Source organism: Mesobacillus boroniphilus JCM 21738 (genome assembly GCF_000517385.1).
In the GTDB taxonomy this organism is placed as follows: domain Bacteria; phylum Bacillota; class Bacilli; order Bacillales; family Cytobacillaceae; genus Mesobacillus; species Mesobacillus boroniphilus.
Genome location: NZ_BAUW01000043.1, coordinates 1 through 19,991, shown reverse-complemented (window position 1 = coordinate 19,991; position 19,991 = coordinate 1). Strand labels below are relative to the sequence as shown.

General features: G+C 44.0%; 13 protein-coding genes and 5 pseudogenes. 1 reads left to right on the top strand and 17 read right to left on the bottom strand.

The annotated features are described in order from the left end of the window. Nucleotides 1-402: 402 nt before the first annotated feature. From JCM21738_RS12765 to rpsU, 8 genes and pseudogenes are all read right to left on the bottom strand, one after another. Nucleotides 403-1,362, bottom strand: a complete 960-nt coding sequence (locus tag JCM21738_RS12765) for a PhoH family protein (protein ID WP_023627264.1) — start codon at nt 1,360-1,362, stop codon at nt 403-405. After that, nucleotides 1,313-2,548 (bottom strand): annotated as a pseudogene (gene yqfD, locus JCM21738_RS12760) (sporulation protein YqfD). The gene JCM21738_RS12765 and the pseudogene yqfD overlap by 50 nt, the downstream one beginning before the upstream one ends. Nucleotides 2,549-2,563: 15 nt before the next feature. Beyond that, nucleotides 2,564-2,848 (bottom strand): sporulation protein YqfC, encoded by a 285-nt coding sequence (gene yqfC / locus JCM21738_RS12755; RefSeq protein ID WP_023627262.1) that lies wholly within the window; start codon nt 2,846-2,848, stop codon nt 2,564-2,566. 108 nt (nt 2,849-2,956) lie between these two features. Next, nucleotides 2,957-3,532 (bottom strand): YqfB family membrane protein, encoded by a 576-nt coding sequence (locus JCM21738_RS12750; RefSeq protein ID WP_023627261.1) that lies wholly within the window; start codon nt 3,530-3,532, stop codon nt 2,957-2,959. Nucleotides 3,533-3,566: 34 nt separating this feature from the next. After that, on the bottom strand, nt 3,567-4,562 hold the full coding sequence (floA, locus tag JCM21738_RS12745; protein ID WP_023627260.1) for a flotillin-like protein FloA: 996 nt from the start codon (nt 4,560-4,562) through the stop codon (nt 3,567-3,569). Between the two features lie 149 nt (nt 4,563-4,711). Next, nucleotides 4,712-6,009, bottom strand: a pseudogene (locus tag JCM21738_RS12740) (NfeD family protein). Between the two features lie 240 nt (nt 6,010-6,249). Beyond that, a complete protein-coding gene (locus JCM21738_RS12735) occupies nt 6,250-6,696 on the bottom strand; it encodes a GatB/YqeY domain-containing protein (protein ID WP_023627258.1) in 447 nt (148 codons plus the stop codon). A gap of 17 nt (nt 6,697-6,713) precedes the next feature. After that, nucleotides 6,714-6,887 carry a 30S ribosomal protein S21 gene (gene rpsU, locus JCM21738_RS12730; protein WP_015595024.1) on the bottom strand — a complete coding sequence of 58 codons (174 nt, stop codon included), beginning with the start codon at nt 6,885-6,887 and terminating at the stop codon, nt 6,714-6,716. 210 nt (nt 6,888-7,097) lie between these two features. Between rpsU and JCM21738_RS12725 the strand changes: the two genes are divergently transcribed. Next, nucleotides 7,098-8,030 (top strand): Na/Pi symporter, encoded by a 933-nt coding sequence (locus tag JCM21738_RS12725; RefSeq protein WP_023627257.1) that lies wholly within the window; start codon nt 7,098-7,100, stop codon nt 8,028-8,030. A 236-nt stretch (nt 8,031-8,266) separates the two neighbouring features. On the opposite strand, the gene mtaB is transcribed toward JCM21738_RS12725, so the two are convergent. The 9 genes and pseudogenes from mtaB to lepA form a co-directional block, all read right to left on the bottom strand. Continuing rightward, entirely contained in the window at nt 8,267-9,619 is a 1,353-nt protein-coding gene (gene mtaB, locus JCM21738_RS12720) for a tRNA (N(6)-L-threonylcarbamoyladenosine(37)-C(2))-methylthiotransferase MtaB (protein ID WP_023627256.1), read from the bottom strand. 5 nt (nt 9,620-9,624) lie between these two features. Continuing rightward, on the bottom strand, nt 9,625-10,374 hold the full coding sequence (locus tag JCM21738_RS12715) for a 16S rRNA (uracil(1498)-N(3))-methyltransferase (RefSeq protein WP_031308366.1): 750 nt from the start codon (nt 10,372-10,374) through the stop codon (nt 9,625-9,627). Between the two features lie 79 nt (nt 10,375-10,453). Beyond that, nucleotides 10,454-11,391 (bottom strand): annotated as a pseudogene (prmA, locus tag JCM21738_RS12710) (50S ribosomal protein L11 methyltransferase). A 19-nt stretch (nt 11,392-11,410) separates the two neighbouring features. After that, nucleotides 11,411-12,538, bottom strand: a complete 1,128-nt coding sequence (dnaJ, locus tag JCM21738_RS12705) for a molecular chaperone DnaJ (protein WP_023627253.1) — start codon at nt 12,536-12,538, stop codon at nt 11,411-11,413. Nucleotides 12,539-12,763: 225 nt separating this feature from the next. Beyond that, the gene (dnaK, locus tag JCM21738_RS12700; protein WP_023627252.1) at nt 12,764-14,596 is read right to left on the bottom strand and encodes a molecular chaperone DnaK; all 1,833 of its coding nucleotides are present in this window, start codon (nt 14,594-14,596) and stop codon (nt 12,764-12,766) included. 120 nt (nt 14,597-14,716) lie between these two features. Next, a pseudogene (grpE, locus tag JCM21738_RS12695) lies at nt 14,717-15,291 on the bottom strand (nucleotide exchange factor GrpE). Between the two features lie 160 nt (nt 15,292-15,451). Then, nucleotides 15,452-16,483 carry a heat-inducible transcriptional repressor HrcA gene (hrcA, locus tag JCM21738_RS12690; protein WP_031308365.1) on the bottom strand — a complete coding sequence of 344 codons (1,032 nt, stop codon included), beginning with the start codon at nt 16,481-16,483 and terminating at the stop codon, nt 15,452-15,454. Nucleotides 16,484-16,559: 76 nt separating this feature from the next. Then, nucleotides 16,560-17,693: a radical SAM family heme chaperone HemW gene (gene hemW, locus JCM21738_RS12685; protein ID WP_023627249.1), complete on the bottom strand. Its 1,134-nt coding sequence runs from the start codon at nt 17,691-17,693 to the stop codon at nt 16,560-16,562. Nucleotides 17,694-17,816: 123 nt separating this feature from the next. Beyond that, nucleotides 17,817-19,651: pseudogene (gene lepA / locus JCM21738_RS12680) on the bottom strand (translation elongation factor 4). Nucleotides 19,652-19,991: the final 340 nt, after the last annotated feature.

The following is a 19,991-nucleotide window of genomic DNA, read 5'->3' as shown; positions in this document are numbered from 1 at the left end:
ATCGTGTGGCTGGCGGTTGGCACGTCGTGTGCCTCAGAGGGCCGACCAGTGAAGTCGCTCTTTGACTTCATTGGGCGGACCGAAACGATCGAGGGGCAAGGTGCTGGAGCTAGACACTAATCTAATTTCAAAAGTTCATACTTTTATAAAGTGAAAAGCGCAAGCGCCGTGACGTAAATATTTATTAAACAAATAAAGCCAGTTTGAGAATAACTGGGAAATATGCCTAACTTTATGTACCATCATATCAGTTTTTCTCTAAAGTTTCACCTCTATTTAAAATTAGTCCCATCTGCCGGGCAAGACAAGAGGAAGAAAAGATTCTTTGCTTCCTATTATTGCTTTTCAAACACTCTTGAAAGCAAAAGTCCGCCCTCGTTTACCAAGAGCGGACTAAGATATTTATTCATTTTTACCATATGCTTCAATGATTCGGCCGACAAGCGGATGCCGAACAACATCAGCTTGTTCAAGGTGCACAAAAGAGACTCCAGAGACATCCTTTATGACTCTTTCAGCTTCAACCAATCCTGATTTTGCACCCTTTGGCAAATCAATCTGGGACGTGTCTCCAGTAATGATCATTTTAGACCCAAATCCCAGTCGAGTCAGGAACATCTTCATCTGGGCGTGAGTTGTATTCTGTGCCTCGTCCAGGATCACAAATGCATCATCGAGTGTCCTCCCCCTCATATAGGCGAGTGGTGCAATTTCAATTGTCCCTCTCTCAATCAGGCGCAATGTATGTTCAGTTCCCAGGATATCGTGCAGTGCATCATATAATGGGCGGAGATAAGGGTCTACCTTCTCCTTCAAGTCCCCTGGAAGGAAGCCAAGACTTTCTCCTGCCTCTACGGCTGGTCTGGTTAAGATAATCTTGGTGACAGTACCATTCTTAAGTGCTGTGACTGCCATAACCACCGCAAGATATGTTTTACCAGTACCAGCAGGTCCAATGCCAAAAACAAGGTCGCGGCTTTTGATGGCATTGATATAGTGTCTTTGGCCAAGAGTCTTGACCCTGATCGACTTACCCTTAACGTTTTTACTGATTTCTTCATCATATAAATCCTTGAAATATTCCAAGGTACCCTTTTCGGCCATTTGGATTGCGTAAACAGCTTCTCTCTGGCTAATACTGATTCCTTTTCGGATAACAGCAAGCAGATTGTTCAAAACAGCCCTGGCTAGCTCAACCTTGTCCTCAGGTCCCGAGATTCCTACTGCCTCTCCCCGGGTCACGATCGAGACACCCAGTTCCTGTTCAATCAGCTTAAGGTTCATATCTGCATTGCCGAATAATGAAATGGCTTCAGTTGGGTTCGCTAGTTGTATTTCCATCGTTTTTAAGTCTTCTGTCATTCTCAGTCTCCTTGATAATTGGTTGTCCTTCAGCTATATCTTCAATGATTGTAAAATGTGTGGTTAGCTTTACTTTATCATTCTCAATTGATTGATGTAAAATTTTTTCCCCTTTAATGATAGCATTTTCAGGAAGGTAGTTTTTTATATCCTTTCTTGCTAATTCTTTTGCACTGTCTATTGCTTCCTTCCTCGAATAGATCCGTGTGACCTGTTCCCGCTCCCTGATAGTCTTTTTTTCAACCTTCACAGGAAGTTCCCATTTAAAAAATCTTACAGGCTGTTCCGTCACTTCTATTTCATACTCACTGAAATCAGGTTTTCCGAATCCCCAGACAGGTAAGGCCTTACCGGCAATCATGAGGGAATATTTCTTTTTTTCATTGCCATTGTAGACCTGGAACGTACTTTTCAATGGCAACTCCACCTTCGTTGAATACCAAGTCTCGCCAAGGATTTCACCTTCAGCCGCCACAACCTTCAGATCATCTTCATTTCCATATAGACCTGAAACAAGAAGCTGGCCTGGCATAACATAATCATTCACCTCAACAACCGGTTCGCCTTTTTCTACGAAGATTTTGACGATGGCTGCTTTCCTTTTTGCTACCAGGTTCCTCGGCCCAATTACTTCTGCTTTTTCCGGCTCACTCTTTTCAACAGCTTGAAATGATAGGTCGTCCCTTTCAGCTCCACACCTATCCAGGTCAGGCTCCTACTTTATCTGTCAGTTCCTTTTGGATACTCTCCACACTATCAATAGAAAACTGCAATTTACCGACGCAATCCCCATCCTGTCCAATTCCTTGCGAATCTGGTGTTCGGTCGCCGGGCTCGCCCCTTTTATTTCTATACCCCAAACCATGTTTGAAAGAAGCATCATTAACGCAAAAAATAAAAATGCACCCGCCAAAAATCCACTGTTTGTCCATAATTTCCTTAAAAAGAAAGGGCCACCCGCCCTCTCTAAAAACCTGATTTTGCAATTACTTTCCCTTGCTGGAACTCTCAGCTTTTTAATATCCTGCAGATTAACATAAAAGGTGACGGCCTCGGATCCATGTTTTTTCACGTTCCATATCGAAACACCATTGCGTGTTAACTGATTTAAAAATCTTTCAATACCCCTTCCAGTCAATTTCACCTTGACAGTGCCAGAAAAGGTGTGAATCCATTGGTTTTTCATTCGTCTCCCCCTCAATCACTCATTTATATATATAACCTGATCTATTTTTCCTTCGAGTAAGATTTCTTCAGGTAAAATTGTCTTGATTACAAATGCTTTTCCTTTGACGAGAAGCTGGCCCCCTTTAATCATCAACCGCACTTCTCCATCGGAAAAAGCAAGCAGACCCCTATGATTCTCTATATAAATATGGACATGCCCAATCATCGTGATTCTAGGGAGATCCATCATGACATCCTGAGGAAGATCCATTTTTTGTGTCATCCATTTGCGTACATACTGGCTCCATTTTTTTGCCATAAAAAAGAACCCCCTTTCATCTCATATGTATGAGAAAAAAGGAGGTTCTAGCACCATTTTTAACTTTATGGATACTCATTATTCCAAAACGATAGCCAATTACTATGCCTAATATCTTCGGAGCGGGTTGTGTGGTCTTTTAGCCCTTGGTTTACCAAGAACCTCAGCCCAAATCAAACCCTCTAATAAGGTGTCCCTGTCTGGCTGGAAGACAACTTCTGGTTCTTTTTGTTCTCTTGTTTGCTTCAATCGTCCCGATGATTCACCTGCAGACATGCGGCCTTTACTAGAACTTTGTTCGTTCATCTGCTCCTCAGACCGAAGCTTTCTTTCCAAATATACCTTCTGGAGATCGTTGATGATTTCAACACCAGTTTCACCCGGGACGTGCTTCTCTGATTCCCGGCTTCGTTCTGTGTCCCTGCCATAATGGGGCCCGTAGCCTTCATCGACTTCAGGCATTTGCTCAACCCTAGCTTCTGCCGGCTGCCTCCTGGCAGGCGCAGGACGAGGCTGCCTTGCTGGTCCCGGCTGCTGTTGCTGTTGCATCGGTCCGGGCGGCCTTACCGGACGGCGCTGCGGCTGCTGGCCGTCCTGCTTCTTTTTATTGAAAAGACTGGAGATGACCCCAATCAGAATAAACAGGGCTATAGGATTACTGAACAATTCAAATAAAATTTCCATGAGGAGCCCCCCTTTCTTTTAACGGGTTCTCGCATCAGTTATTATTTTTGTCATCTTTTTTATTGTTTGAAAGTTTGCCAATGGATCCTCTCATATCTGTGTCCGCTTCGATATTCTGGATATTCATATAATCCATCACACCTATGTTGCCTTCACGCAGCGCTTCCGCCATTGCCAAAGGTACAGTTGCTTCGGCCTCGACGACCTTCGCTCTCATTTCCTCGACGCGCGCTTTCATTTCCTGTTCTTGAGCTACTGCCATAGCGCGACGCTCTTCGGCTTTTGCCTGGGCAATTTTCTTGTCCGCTTCCGCCTGCTCTGTCTGAAGCTCGGCTCCGATATTTTTGCCGATATCAACGTCCGCAATATCAATCGATAGAATCTCGAAAGCAGTCCCTGCATCCAGTCCTTTGGAAAGAACCGTTTGTGATATCATATCCGGATTCTCTAACACTTTTTTATGGTTGCCAGAAGAACCAATTGTCGATACAATCCCTTCACCTACACGGGCAACAATAGTCTCTTCACCAGCACCCCCGACAAGTCTGTCGATGTTTGCTCTTACGGTGATTCTTGCTTTAGCTTTTACTTCGATTCCATCCATAGCCACACCGGCGATGAATGGTGTTTCAATTACTTTGGGATTTACACTCATTTGTACCGCTTCTAATACATCACGGCCGGCAAGGTCAATCGCTGCCGCTCTTTCGAATGAAAGCTCAATATTCGCACGGTGTGCAGCAATCAGGGCATTTACAACCCTGTCTACGTTACCTCCAGCAAGATAGTGGCTTTCAAGCTGGTTCGTTGTGACATTCAACCCCGCTTTATGCGCCTTGATCATCGGATTGATGACCCTGCTTGGGATAACCCTTCTTAACCTCATACCAATCAGTGTGAAAATGCTGACCCTGACACCTGCCGCTAATGCTGAAATCCATAGCATTACCGGTACGAATGTCAGCAATACACCAAGGAATATAATCCCAAGTGCGATTGCTACTAAAACAAATGCTGTACTTGCATCCATATGAATTGCCTCCTAAAAAATATTATTCCATATTCTTTGAATCTTCTTAATTGTACCAAATGAACTCAAAGGCAATGGTTTTTATCTCTACTTGTTATCGATTCGTCGTGGCAAGAATACCTCAATGTACAATTCAATGAAAGAACACATTAGATATCTGTAATCTCTCTGACCACAATTCTCGAGCCTTCCGTCTTTACAATCCTGACTTTCTTATCCTTTGCAATAAATCCGCCCTCACTGACTGCATCAATGCGTTCATCCTCAACAACGATGGTTCCTGAAGGTCTGAGGGGAGTCAATGTGATTCCTTCTACGCCAATCAACTCAAGGCGGTTTTTATTGGATACATAACCCTTTTCAGTGCTTGTTGAATCTGTCAGTATGATTCTTCTGAAAATTTCATCCTTTTTCCAAACACCCTTATCATTAAAATAGATAAAACGATTGACGCAGTAAGGCGATCAGTAACGAAATCCCCATATGGACCACATTATCAGATGCCATAAAAAAGCTTGCAAAAATAGCTATTAAACCAATAATTCCAGCTATTCCACCTGGAATGAACAACTCAAGCAATATAAGCCCAACACCAAGCGCGAACAAAATCAGCGTTTCAAAACCTGCAAGACCAGCAACCATATGGCCGTAGAAGAATAAAAGCAAAGCTGACAAGCCTGCAATTCCTGGCAGACCAAATCCTGGAGAGTACAACTCAAGCACCAACTAAGCTTCCGATCGTCATTAAAATCGGGATAACAACTGGGTGTGTTATGAATCTCGCCAGCTTTTCAGCAAAAGTTTCATTCACATTCCTGATTTCTGCATCCTCAAAACCGAGTTTTTCCAATAACTCATTGAGGTTTTTTACCGTTCCTTCTGAATAGCCCACTTCAAGTGCCTGATCTGCCGTAAGAGTCAGCAGCTCACCCTTGCCTGCCCCTAGTTCTGAAAGATCGACGCTTTCATCAGCCATCGCCTGGGCATATATCGGATCCCTGCCACTCTCAACCGCCGCCGCTTTCATGGCAGCAATCCAGTATGACTCCGCTTTCTTTCCAGCAGTATTGCCCTGCTGGTCTATGATTGCAGCCGACCCCATGGTAGCTCCAGGAACCATATAAATCTCATCTGTGTTCAGGGAAATATACGCACCCGCGGATAACGCTTTTTTATTGACAAAGGCGACTGTTTTCAAGTCAGTGCCTGTCAAAAGTTTTCCTATCCCGTCAGCGGCATCAACGACTCCACCAGGTGTATGCACATCAAAAATGATTGCTTCCGCACCTGCCTCTTCCGCCTCCTCCACAGCTCTTTCAAGGAAGGCAAGCAGGCCCTTTTCGACTGTTTCTGCAATCGGCACCACGTAGACAACTTTTTCATCCGCAGCAGCATTGAACGGATTAATCAGACTGGCCAGTGACAAGAGGATGATGATGCTCGCAATCACTGATTTGATTTTCAATTCGGCACCTCCATTCTATAAAATAAGGCCATAATGGTAATACGCATTTGAACCACAAAAGGTTTCAATGATTTTCAAATTCTTTAACTAAGATTGGACACTGATTCAAGTGTGAATTTTTATCAATAAATATATGTATATTAACCAACATACCATCGTGCCGGGACACCTTTAAGTATACGCTTAAAAGGCCGCAAGAATATCCCGCGGCCTTCGAGCTTCTTATGAAAGGTGTTGTTGTACAAGTTTATTAACGAGAGATCCGTCTGCTTTACCTTTTACTTTAGGCATAAGGACAGCCATTACTCTACCCATATCGGCTTTTGATGCCGCACCGGTCTCCGCGATAGCTTCTTTGACGATTGCCGTCACTTCTTCTTCGCTAAGCTGCTGTGGCATGTAAATTTCGACATGCATTAGTTCTGTTTGTATCTTTTCAACAAGGTCTTGACGACCAGCTTTTTCAAATTCCTGGAGGGAATCTTTGCGTTGTTTCACTTCACGAGAAAGTACAGTTAACTCTTCTTCTTCGGATAATTCCTGCTTGCCGAACTTTATCGCTTCGTTTTGCAGGGATGCTTTGATCATCCGAATCGTCGTGAGTCTGTCCTTTTCTTTGTTCTTCATCGCTTGTTTCATATCATTATTTAAACGCTCGAGCAGGCTCAAGTTAATTCCACCCTCTCTTAGAACTTGCGTTTTCTAGCAGCTTCAGATTTTTTCTTACGCTTCACACTAGGTTTTTCGTAGAATTCGCGCTTTCTAGCTTCTTGGATAGTACCTGATTTAGATACAGTACGTTTGAAGCGTCGAAGAGCATCTTCAAGCGATTCGTTTTTACGAACGACAGTTTTAGACATTCTCTTTCCCTCCCTCCGAGCACAACACACTAACACCAAAACACATGGAAACCATGTACCTTGCAATTATAATATAACACTGGCATGAGGTCAACTGTAATTAGCCCTTGTTTTTACATTATGTACTTTTGCAGGATAACCTACAGGCAACAAATTTTGTTAGCATGTCTTGTCCTTCTTTTCATACATTTAAATAGGAGGGGGAGTCCAATGGTCTATCTATTATTTTTCCTATTATTTCTCGCTGTCTTCATCGGTGGCATGACATTGCTTCGAAAGGGTCTGTTCGAACTTTCCGCCAGCAGAATGAAGAACTGGCTGGCCGTCATGACAGATACACCACTAAAAGGCTTGATTGCCGGGGCGGTAGTGACCGCACTTTTGCACAGCAGTTCAGCTGTCATGGTCATCACAATCGGATTGATTTCTGCCGGTCTGCTGAAATTCTCGCAATCAATCGGAATCATTCTTGGATCAAACATTGGGACAACCTTCACTCTTGAAATCATTACTTTCAATATCGACGCTTTTATCGTGCCGTTTGCTGTTGTTGGTGCAATTTTAATGGTATTAAGAAATAGAACATGGCAGAACATCGGTGCGATTTCTTTTGGGATGGCTGCTGTTTTTGCTGCAATGCGCGGCTTCACCTTCCTCGCCGACCCTGTGACCAGCCTGCCAATTGTGGAGCTGGCACTTACCAACCTGAACAACAGCCATTTGATGAGCATTTTTACAGGTACAGTTGTAACGGCTATGATCCAATCCAGTACCGCGATGACTGGAATCATCATGGGCTTTCTATCTGAAGGGACATTAAGCATGAATTCAGCTATTGCTGCGATGCTTGGTGCCAATATAGGAACTTGCATTACCGCCATGCTGGCATCCATTGGTGCCGGCAAAGAGGCCAGGCTTACAGCGTTGGCTCACGTATGGCTGAATATCGCAGGCGCTGCAGTCTTATACCCTTTCATAGATCAAATAGCTGCATTGGCTCCGATGACAACCACAAGACCCGAAGTCCAACTGGCGCATGTCAGCGTCGTATACAACGTAATCGCTTCGCTACTCGTTCTTCCAGTTGCTGAGAAATTTGGAAGGATGATTGAATTCATTCATGGGAAAGAGGAACGTAGTTAGTGGTTGAAAATCTAATTTGGACGAAAAAACCGGAAATGTGGTCGAATTATCTTGAGATGTGGTCGAATTATTTTAAAATGTGGTTGAAATATCTTAAAATGTGGTCGATATGTTCTAAGTTGTGGTCGATATATTATATTTCCCCTGATATATTTTTAAAATGTCGTCGATATCTAACTATATCAACCCTAGATTCAAAAAAGAGCTGGCATTTTTGCCAGCTCTTTCACATTCAACTACATAACAGCTTGTTCAGCTACAGCTTCATCTTCCACTACCCGGACAAATTGCCCTTCGTTGTAGGGGTAGCCTGCTTTGATAATCTTGATCTTCACAATTTTGCCGATCATGTCTTCGGTAGCAGGGAAAACAACTTTCAAATAGTTGTCTGTATAACCTACATAAAGTCCGCTATCTGGCTCTTCCTTGTAGATTTCTTCAGGAATTACTTCAAGTACTTCATTTTCAAACTGGGAAGCATATTCCTTTGCAAGCTGGTTGGAAAGTTCAATCAGCCTGTGAACGCGTTCGTTCTTCACGTCTTCGTCCACCTGGTCTTCCATTCTTGCAGCAGGAGTGCCTGTCCGTTTTGAATATGGGAAGACATGCAGCTCTGAGAATTTGTGCTTCTTGATGAAATTATAAGTTTCCATGAACTCTTCTTCCGTTTCACCCGGGAAACCAACGATAATATCGGAAGTAACCGCGAGACCTGGCAATACTTCCTTAAGCCGGTCAAGACGCTCACCGAAAAACTCCATCGTGTATTTGCGGCGCATGCGCTTCAACACTGTGTCAGAACCAGATTGAAGCGGGATGTGCAAGTGACGGACAATAATGTTGGATTGATCAATTACCTCGATTACTTCATCCGTAATCTGGCTGGCTTCAATAGAAGAAATGCGCAGACGCTTTATGCTCTTAACTTGTGCCTCTAGATCTCTAAGCAGTGAAGCAAGGTTGTAGTCTTTCATATCTTCACCATAGCCGCCTGTATGGATGCCTGTAAGAACGATTTCCTTATAACCTGCATCGACAAGCTGCTGAGCCTGGCGGATGACTTCCTGTGGGTCACGGGATCTCATCAAACCGCGTGCCCAAGGAATGATACAGAAAGTACAAAAGTTATTGCAGCCTTCCTGGATTTTCAAGGAAGCCCTTGTACGGTCTGTAAATGCAGGTACATCAAGCTCTTCATATACACGGTTCTTCATGATGTTGCCAACGGCATTGATTGGCTGGCGCTCTTGCTTGTACTGTTCGATATACTGTAGCATTTTTACGCGGTCCTGTGTTCCGACAACGATATCAACGCCAGGAATCGCCATGATTTCTGCTGGCGACGTTTGCGCGTAGCAGCCGGTAACACAAATAACAGCGTCCGGATTCTTACGGACAGCTCGGCGGATGACCTGGCGGCTCTTCTTGTCTCCTGTATTCGTTACCGTACATGTGTTGATGACATAAACATCTGAAGTAGACTCAAAATCCACTCTCTCGTATCCTTGTTCCTTAAATAACTGCCAAATGGCTTCTGTTTCGTAATGGTTAACCTTGCAACCTAATGTATGAAAAGCAACTGTAGGCATTTTCTTCACCCCAATAATTCAAAATGATAGGAAACAGCAGACAAGGCATATAGCGGTGCTGTTTCTGTACGCAAGATGCGCGGCCCAAGACCACAAGCTATAAATCCATTCTTATTTAAAAGGTCAACTTCCTCCGAGGTTAGTCCTCCCTCGGGACCAAATACAATCAGGAGGCTGTTGCCTTCTCCCAATTTTGCGAGAGTAGAAGAAAAGACCGAAGCTTCGCCTTCCCGCGATTTTTCCTCATAAGCAACCAGCTTATAAGTATACTCATCGCTTGCTTTGATCAGATCTTTAAGATTGACCGGTTCTTTCACTTCTGGAACATAGCTGCGATGGGACTGCTCTGCAGCTTCCTTGGCAATCTTCTGCCAGCGTTCAACCTTTTTGGCAGCTTTCTTGCCGTCCCATTTAACGATTGAGCGGGATGCGGTAAAAGGGACAAATTCATAGGCACCGAGTTCAGTACCCTTCTGAATAATCAATTCGAGCTTATCCCCTTTGGGCAGACCGCTCGCTATCACAACATGGACCGGAAGCTCCGTAGTCCCTTCCTCCCATTTTACAACGTTTGCCATAACAATATCATCGGTAATTTCTTCAATCTGGCAAACAGCACTTTTGCCCGTAGGTGTGACACAGATGATTTCGTCCCCAGCCTTCATCCTCATAACACGTACAATGTGATGATAATCATCGCCGCTAATATTGAATTGCTCTACATTTCCTAGTTCCTCAATAAAATACCGCTGCACCACAGCACCTGCTTTCGAATAAAGCTGTTTTTTTAACATAAGACAGAAAAAAGGGGTTAAGCTTTTCCCCTTTTCCACATTATTTCTTTTTACTGATGATCGCAACCCAGTCTTCCATAGAAATAATCTCTTCTATTTCAAAACCTGCATTGATCATTGCATCCTTGACGACTTCTTTCTTTTGCTGAATGATCCCGGATGTAATGAAATATCCGCCATTTTTCACGACCTTGCCTGCATCGTCAGCAAACGCAAGATAACTTCCGCAAGGATATTCGCAACGACAATGTCCGCTCCTTCTGCAACACCATCCAGAAGGTTGTTTTGTGAAATGGTTGCAACATCGTGGACTTTGTTCAGCTTCAGGTTGAGTTTTGCAACCTGCACTGCGACATCATCCAGGTCCATCGCTTCCACTTTTCCCGCACCCAGTTTAGCCGCTGCAATACTGAGTACACCTGAACCTGTTCCAACATCCACTACGCGGTCGCCAGGCTGGACTGTTCTTTCCAGCGCCTGGATACACATTACAGTTGTCGGGTGGGTTCCTGTACCGAATGCCATACCCGGGTCAAGCTCGATGATTAATTCATCCGTGTTAACTGGAGTGTAATCCTCCCAGGTTGGAACAATCGTGAACTTCTCGGAAATTTTCACAGGGTTGTAGTACTTCTTCCAGGCAGTTGCCCACTCTTCTTCATTCACTTCACTGATTGATACTTTATTCAGCCCGATATCAATATTGTAGATAATAAGGTTATTGATCGCTTCTTTAATTTCATCTACTGTCTCACCAAGGAAACTATTTACCGGCAGATAAGCTTTTACAATGACTCCTTCTTCGGGATAATCGTCTGGATTGAGCTGGTATATCTCTCCGAACTGATCCTCTCTCTCCTTTTCAAGCTCCAGCGGATCTTCGATAACAACTCCGCTCGCGCCTGCTTCGTGCAGGATATTGGAAATCGGCTCAACCGCTTCATTTGTAGTTAAAATGCTGATTTCAGACCATTTCATTTATACCCACTCCATTCGATTAATCACCTTTAAAGGCACGTTTTACTTTTGAAAAAAAGCTTTCCTCTTGCTCTCCCAGAGGAGACTGTCCGCTTACTTCGGCAAACTCACGCAGCAGTTGCTTTTGCTTTTCAGACAGCTTGGTCGGAGTCACAATTTTGATCAGGATATGCTGGTCTCCTGTACCATATCCGCGGACGTTCGGAACACCTTTGCCCTTCAGGCGGAATTTCGTGCCCGTCTGTGTTCCCGCTGGAACTTTCAGTTTCACTTTGCCATGCAATGTAGGAACTTCGACTTCATCCCCAAGTGATGCCTGGACAAATGTGATCGGCATTTCACAGTAAATGTCATCGCCGTCACGCTCAAAGAATTCATGTGACCTTATATGGAAGACAATATAAAGGTCCCCTGCAGGGCCGCCATTGATACCGGCTTCTCCTTTTCCTGCTACTCTCAGCTGCTGGCCATCATCGACACCAGCCGGGATTTTAACATGAATCTTGTTCCTTCTGGTAACCTTCCCAGTACCTGAGCATGTTGAACATCTTTCTTTGATTTCCTTACCGGTTCCATTACAGTAATGACACACACGGCGGTTAACGATACGCCCAAATGGTGTATTTTGTTCAACGCTGATCTGGCCGCTTCCATGACAGTGTTTACATGTATCCACTTTAGTACCCGGTTTTGCACCAGTTCCATCACAAGTATCGCATTCTTCCTCACGAGGAATCTCGATATCGGTTTCCTTGCCAAATACAGCTTCCTCGAATTTCAACGTCATTGTGTACTGAAGGTCGGCACCCTGTCTTGGCGCATTCGGATCACGGCGTCTGCCGCCCCCGCCGCCGAAGAAGGAATTGAAAATATCTTCGAAACCGCCAAAACCGCCGCCGAAATCGCCTCCGCCGCCAAAGCTCTGGTTAGGGTCAACATGGCCGAACTGGTCATAATGAGCGCGCTTTTGATCATCGCTCAATACCTCATACGCTTCTTTTACTTCTTTGAATTTTTCATCTGCTCCCGGCTCTTTATTGATGTCCGGATGGAATTTTTTAGAAAGCTTGCGGTAAGCTTTCTTTATTTCATCCTTCGAAGCCGATTTACTGACTCCGAGGACTTCATAGTAATCCCGTTTACTCATGATTACCACTCCCGAATCTTTTCACATAAAGATAATTCTAACATTCCCGTACATTCATACGCAATATTTAAAATATCTGGATATGCGTTATTTTGTTTCTGTTTTATTATCTATCCGTTGCTAACTCAACTTAGTTTTTACTATTCATATTCTACAAAACAAACATACAAACAAAAAGCCAAAGCCAAGTATGACCTGACTTTGACTTTTTGGTGTTATGACAGTTTATTTATCGTCATTTACTTCTTCGAATTCTGCGTCTACGACGTTGTCGTCTTTCTTCGTTCCTTCTTGACCTTCTGCGCCTTGTTGTGCCTGCTGTTGCTTGGCAGCTTCTTCGTAGAGCTTGACGCTTAGGTTTGTAACGATTTCTTGTAGTGCATCCTTCTTTGTGCGGATTTCTTCAATTTCACCTTTTTCGATTGCAGCCTTCAGCTCGTCTTTAGCTTCGTTTGCTTTTTTGACTTCTTCTTCATCTACCTTGCCTTCCAGATCTTTCATAGTCTTTTCGGCAGTGAATACTAGCTGGTCAGCTTCGTTGCGAAGTTCTACTTCTTCTTTAAGCTTCTTGTCCGCTTCAGCGTTTTCTTCCGCTTCTCTTACCATGCGGTCGATTTCTTCATCAGAAAGACCAGTAGATGACTTGATTGTGATCTGCTGTTCTTTGTTTGTGCCAAGGTCTTTAGCACGTACGTTAACGATACCGTTCTTATCGATATCGAAGGTTACTTCGATTTGAGGTACTCCGCGTGGTGCTGGCGGAATATCAGCCAATTGGAAACGTCCAAGTGTCTTATTGGCAGATGCCATTGAACGCTCACCTTGAAGCACGTGGATATCAACAGCAGTCTGGTTGTCAGCAGCCGTTGAGAATACCTGTGACTTCGAAGTAGGAATTGTTGTATTGCGATCGATCAGCTTTGTGAATACGCCGCCCATTGTTTCGATACCAAGTGAAAGCGGAGTAACGTCAAGAAGAACGACATCCTTTACGTCACCAGAGATAACGCCACCCTGGATCGCTGCGCCCATTGCTACCACTTCATCAGGGTTTACACCTCTGTGAGGGTCTTGTCCAGTTTCCTTCTTGATAGCTTCTTGCACAGCCGGGATGCGTGTAGATCCGCCGACAAGGATAACTTTATCAAGCTCTGATGGACTTAGGCCTGCATCTTTAAGTGCCTGGCGAGTTGGACCCATTGTACGTTCAACCAAACCTGCAGAAAGCTCTTCAAATTTAGCGCGAGTCAGGTTCACTTCCAGGTGAAGCGGTCCAGCTTCTCCAGCAGTGATGAATGGAAGGGAAATCTGTGTAGAAGTTACACCAGAAAGATCCTTCTTTGCTTTTTCAGCAGCATCTTTTAGACGCTGAAGAGCCATCTTATCTTTTGAAAGGTCAATGCCATTTTCTTTCTTGAATTGTTCTACCAAATAGTCAATGATGACCTGGTCGAAGTCGTCACCGCCAAGACGGTTGTCACCTGCAGTGGACTTAACTTCGAATACACCATCGCCAAGTTCAAGGATGGAAACGTCGAAAGTACCGCCGCCAAGGTCATAAACAAGGATTGTCTGGTCTTCATCCATTTTATCAAGGCCGTAAGCAAGTGCTGCCGCTGTTGGTTCGTTGATGATACGTTCAACTTCAAGACCTGCGATTCTTCCAGCATCCTTAGTTGCCTGGCGTTCTGCATCGTTGAAGTATGCAGGAACAGTGATAACTGCTTTTGTTACAGGCTCACCAAGATAGTCTTCAGCATAAGACTTCAAATATTGAAGAATAACTGCTGATAATTCCTGCGGTGAATATTCTTTGCCTTCCGCTTCAATTTTATGGTCTGTACCCATGTGACGCTTGATAGAGATGATTGTGTTAGGGTTAGTGATTGCCTGGCGTTTTGCCACTTCACCAACCTGGCGCTCGCCATTTTTGAACGCGATAACAGAAGGAGTAGTTCTGTTTCCTTCTGGATTTGGGATTACCTTTGGTTCGCCGCCTTCTAGTACGGCAACACAAGAGTTAGTTGTTCCTAAGTCAATACCAATGATTTTACTCATTTTCAAATACCTCCTGGTTCATTTATGTAGGCTTTTTTCGTACACTTTGTTGCTTTCACAAGCACATATTAATTCAATTTTCACTCAGGAGCCCCCTCGAAAAGAGCCCTGATTCCACTGTTAATGGTTCACTTTCACCATTGCTGGACGAATGATGCGGTCCTTTAGCATATAGCCTTTTTGGAATTCTTCCACAACAATGTTAGGACCGAAATTTTCTTCTTCAGCCTGCATAACAGCCTGGTGAAGATGCGGGTCAAATTCCTTGCCAACAGCTTCTATTACTTCAACGCCTTCATTTTTAAGGGCATCAAGCAAGCTGCGGTACACCATTTCAACTCCCTGTTTAAGGATTTAGCCTGTTCATTGTCCACTTCCATCTTCAAAGCACGCTCGAAGTTGTCGATTGCTGGAAGCAGATCGGAAATAATGCTCTGGGCTCTATATTTAGCGCTCGCTTCAAGTTCAATTCTTGAACGGCGGCGGAAGTTGTCAAAATCAGCCTGAAGGCGCAAGTAACGGTTGTCGGCTTCCTCAAGCTTTCCTTCTAGTTTAGCCACTTTTTGCTCTAATGGATCTTGAGCTGGCATCTCTTCAGTATTTTCAGAAGCTTCATTTTCAGCAAAAACTTCCTCAACCGTTTCTTCTTCCGTCTGGCTGTTCAATTCTTGCTCAGTATTTCTCTCTTCTGTCACGTTAACTCACCTCCCTCAAAGTAATGCGGCAACTAATGCCACACTGTTCCAATTTGCCTGGATTGGTTCATATTTCAACGAAGCAAACATGCTTCAGCAGAAAACACATAACGATTCAGGATGGAACAGGCTGCTCCACCCTTAATCAATATTTCCATGCCTATTTATTTTGATACAGGTCAGTCAGCACCTTCGACAAATCAGTGCTGATCAATTGGAGCAAGCTGATGACACGTGAATACTCCATACGTGTTGGACCTAAAACCGCAATTGTCCCCAATTTCTCTTCGCCAATTGCATAGGTTGCAGTTATGAGGCTGCAATTTTCCATCGCTGAGTTATCATTTTCCGTGCCAATTCTTACGTTAATCCCTGCCGGATTTTGTTTGATCAGTTGATATAACCCGTCCTCATGTTCAATCATGTTCATAAGGCTTCGGATCTTGTCAACATCATTGAATTCTGGCTGACTTAGGATGTTGGTCTTACCGCCAAAAAAGACTTTTTCATGCGAAGGCAGGTTGAGAGTGTCCGCAATCGAGTGCAGGAGAGTATCATAGCTGCTGATATGCTGGCGCAACAGCATAGCAATCTCCTTGTAAATTTTAGAATTAAGGCTGGTAAGCGGGACTCCTGCCAACCGTTCGTTTAGGATGTTGACCATTTTCTCAACATCAGAAGGATCGACACTTGTAGGGAAATTGAACATCCTGTTTTCAACATGCCCAGTGTCTGTCACGATAATGGCAATCGCCGTGTCCTTTGTCAACGGAACGATCTGAAGCTTTTTCAATCTGTTGTCCTTAACAGCCGGACCTAAAACAATAGAAGTATAATTCGTCATTTCAGACAGGATTTTCGCTGATTTCTGCACGATTTTTTCTAGCTCGTATATCCGTTCGGCAAAAATCGATTTAACGGCTGCCATATCTGAATGATTTACTTTTTGCGGCAGCAGAAGGTTATCCACATAGAAACGATATCCCTTCTCGGACGGAATCCTTCCAGAGGATGTATGGGTTTTTTCAATGAACCCCATATCCTCCAAATCCGCCATTTCATTTCGGATTGTCGCCGAACAGAAATTAATTTCTTCCTTTTTCGACAAGCTCCTTGAACCTATGGGTTGAGCTGAACGAATAAAGTCATCAACAATCACCTGCAAAATGAGCACCTGACGATCTGTTAACAACATCATCACCTCTGTTAGCACTCTATAAGAACGAGTGCTAATTCTAAAAATAATTTATCAATAAACGCTGAGGATGTCAATGATTTGATACCCCGATGAATGATTGAAAAACTTCATTGCCGAGAAGGCACCCCTGCCTTGTTAGTGAGATTTTATCTCCATCACTTTTCAGAAGGCCTTTCGCAGACCAATCCTTGATTTGACTTTCAAATAAATCCAGCGGATTCTGGCCGAATTTTTCCTCGAAGTGTCGAATCGAGACACCTTCAGTCTTTCGCAGTCCGAGGAACATTTCCTCTTCCATTTTTTCCTCGATTGTAACCATGTGAGCATCCATGATCGGGAGTTCCCCATTGGATAAAGGCTCCATATATTTTTTTAATGGACCAAAATTAGACTGCCTGATTCCATCGACATATCCATGAGCGCCAGCACCGAACCCATAATACTCTTCGTTGTTCCAATAGGTAAGGTTGTGTCTGCTTTCGAACCCTGGGACAGCGAAATTGCTGATCTCATATTGCCTAAGACCGCCGTTTTCCATTTGCTCCATTAGTGTTTCATACATTTCTGCTTCCGCATCCTCACCTGGTAGCGGGAGCTTGCCTTTTTGCAGTAAATTGTAGAATACTGTTTTCGGTTCGATGATTAACGAATATCCGGAATAATGAACCAGTCCTAATCCGAGGGCTGTTTGGATTGATTCTTTGAAATCCTGCTTTGTCTGCCCTGGAAGGCTGTAAATCAGGTCGATGCTGATATTATCGAAGCCTGCTGTTTTTGCATTCTCAATTGATGCAAATACATCCTTCGCCCGATGGCTGCGGCCGATTTTTTTTAAAAGTTCATCATTAAAAGTCTGTACTCCGAAACTCAGACGATTGACACCAGCATTCTTCAGGATAGCCAGCTTTTCTTTTGACAGGTCGCCCGGGTTTGCTTCAAAAGTGTATTCCGTATTGGTGTCTATATTAAGCTGTCTGTTTACTGCTGAAACAAGCTTCTCCAATTGTTTTTCGTTTAAGGCAGTTGGTGTGCCGCCCCCGACAAACACCGTTTCCATTACTTGTTTGTTTACCGACAGGCTCATTTCCTTTTCAAGCGCCTCCAGGTATTCATCAACCGGCTGCCCCTTCATGAATACCTTGTTAAAGTCGCAGTAATGGCAAATATGATGGCAGAAAGGGATATGGATATAAGTTGCTTTCATTTTGTTCACTTCCTAAAGTGGCTTTTCATGCCAGGATTCAGCTCAATTTTTTCTGAATGAATTATTGAAAAAAGAGGCCAGAATCGCTTGCTTTAACAAGCATATCTAGCCTCCCCTGCTATTTTACTTCTTTGTATTGTTCTCGTCCATTTTCAGGACTGCCATGAAGGCCTCCTGCGGAACTTCTACGGAACCGACTTGCTTCATGCGCTTTTTACCTTCTTTTTGCTTCTCAAGGAGCTTACGTTTACGGGAGATATCCCCACCGTAACACTTCGCCAATACGTTTTTACGCATCGCCTTGATTGTCGAACGGGCAACGATTTTCTGTCCGATCGCTGCCTGGATAGGCACCTCAAATTGCTGTCGTGGAATAAGGTCTTTAAGCTTATCTACGATTATCTTTCCACGTTCATAAGCAAAGTCTTTGTGAACGATGAAGCTCAATGCGTCAACTTTTTCAGCGTTAAGCAGGATATCCATCTTCACTAGCTTGGAAGCTTGTAGCCGATTGGTTCATAATCGAAAGAAGCATAGCCTTTCGTGCTCGATTTTAGCTGATCGAAGAAATCATAAACGATTTCTGACAGCGGGATTTCGTAAACAATGCTGACACGTGTTTCATCCATGTATTGCATATCGATGAAGATGCCACGCTTTTGCTGGCAAAGCTCCATGATTGCTCCCACATAGTCATTCGGTGCCATCATAGTTGCTTTTACATAAGGCTCTTCAACACGGTCAATCTTCTGAGGGTCAGGCATGTTAGACGGGTTGTCTACCCTAATTTCAGTACCATCAGTCATGATTACATCATAGATAACACTTGGCGCTGTCGTGATCAAATCAATTTTGAATTCACGTTCGATTCGCTCCTGGATGATTTCCATATGAAGAAGTCCAAGGAATCCACAGCGGAATCCAAAGCCTAATGCCTGTGACGTTTCTGGTTCGAATTGAAGTGCTGAATCGTTGAGCTCAAGTTTTTCGAGTGCTTCCCTCAAGTCGTTGAATTTAGCAGAATCAATTGGATATAATCCGCAATATACCATTGGGTTTAGGCGGCGATAACCTGGAAGCGGTTCAGAGGCGCCGTTTTTCGCATTCGTGATTGTGTCACCGACACGTGTGTCGCCAACGTTTTTGATTGCAGCAGTCAAGAACCCTACATCTCCGACAGTCAGTTCACCTGCAGGAGTAGCTTTTGGAGTGAATACTCCAACTTCCATTACTTCAAATTCTTTGCCTGTCGCCATCATCTTGATTTTGTCGCCAACTTTTACCGTACCATCGACGACACGGATATAAGCAACTACGCCTCGATATGCATCATACAATGAGTCGAAGATCAATGCTTTTAATGGAGCTTCCGGGTCTCCTTGTGGGGCAGGGACCTTCTCAACGATTTGCTCAAGAATATCCTCAATCCCAATACCCGCTTTAGCAGATGCAAGTACTGCTTCAGAAGCATCCAACCCAATCACATCTTCAATTTCATTCCTTACACGCTCAGGATCCGCACTGGGCAAATCGATTTTATTGATGACTGGCACGATTTCAAGATCATTGTCGATTGCAAGGTATACGTTCGCCAATGTCTGTGCCTCAATCCCCTGTGCTGCATCGACAACAAGAACCGCTCCCTCACATGCTGCCAGGCTTCGGGAAACCTCGTAGGTGAAGTCTACGTGCCCAGGAGTATCAATCAGATGGAAGGTGTAAGTTTCCCCATCCTTCGCCTTATACTTCAATTGTACTGAATTCAGTTTTATCGTTATTCCGCGCTCACGCTCAAGATCCATCGAATCCAGAAGCTGATCCTTCATTTCACGTGCAGACAATGCATTCGTCTTCTCAAGGATACGGTCAGCCAACGTCGACTTACCATGGTCAATATGGGCGATAATCGAGAAATTACGTATTTTGCTTTGTCTATTAAGTCTATCTTCTCTGTTCATTACGTCCACTCCTACTATACTCGCGCATGTACACTAATGTTGATTATATCAGCAGGAATAACAAGATTCAATAAATAATAGCGGAAGTGTGGCTTCGGAGGGGTAGTGCCTGCCAAGCCTAAATGTGCCCTTATGGGTGGCTTTTCAGCTGTGTAAGGACACCTTTTGTGGCCAAAGAAATCCTTAGAGGTGGCTTTCTTCCCACCTAAGGGCACCTTTCCTGGCTAAAGATACCCTTATGAGTGGCTTTCTTCCCATGTATGGGCACCTTTCCTGGCTAAAACAACCGCATAATTGAAACCCAAATAAACTCTTCAGGAACAAAAAGCGCAAGCGCCTT

What these genes read in the sequence shown, in the direction of transcription:
- JCM21738_RS12765 (WP_023627264.1), bottom strand. Translation starts at nt 1,362, where the DNA reads ATGACAGAAGACTTAAAAACGATGGAAATACAACTAGCGAACCCAACT.
- yqfC (WP_023627262.1), bottom strand. Translation starts at nt 2,848, where the DNA reads ATGGCAAAAAAATGGAGCCAGTATGTACGCAAATGGATGACACAAAAA.
- JCM21738_RS12750 (WP_023627261.1), bottom strand. Translation starts at nt 3,532, where the DNA reads ATGGAAATTTTATTTGAATTGTTCAGTAATCCTATAGCCCTGTTTATT.
- floA (WP_023627260.1), bottom strand. Translation starts at nt 4,562, where the DNA reads ATGGATGCAAGTACAGCATTTGTTTTAGTAGCAATCGCACTTGGGATT.
- rpsU (WP_015595024.1), bottom strand. Translation starts at nt 6,887, where the DNA reads ATGTCTAAAACTGTCGTTCGTAAAAACGAATCGCTTGAAGATGCTCTT.
- JCM21738_RS12725 (WP_023627257.1), top strand. Translation starts at nt 7,098, where the DNA reads ATGGTCTATCTATTATTTTTCCTATTATTTCTCGCTGTCTTCATCGGT.
- mtaB (WP_023627256.1), bottom strand. Translation starts at nt 9,619, where the DNA reads ATGCCTACAGTTGCTTTTCATACATTAGGTTGCAAGGTTAACCATTAC.
- dnaJ (WP_023627253.1), bottom strand. Translation starts at nt 12,538, where the DNA reads ATGAGTAAACGGGATTACTATGAAGTCCTCGGAGTCAGTAAATCGGCT.
- dnaK (WP_023627252.1), bottom strand. Translation starts at nt 14,596, where the DNA reads ATGAGTAAAATCATTGGTATTGACTTAGGAACAACTAACTCTTGTGTT.
- hemW (WP_023627249.1), bottom strand. Translation starts at nt 17,693, where the DNA reads ATGAAAGCAACTTATATCCATATCCCTTTCTGCCATCATATTTGCCAT.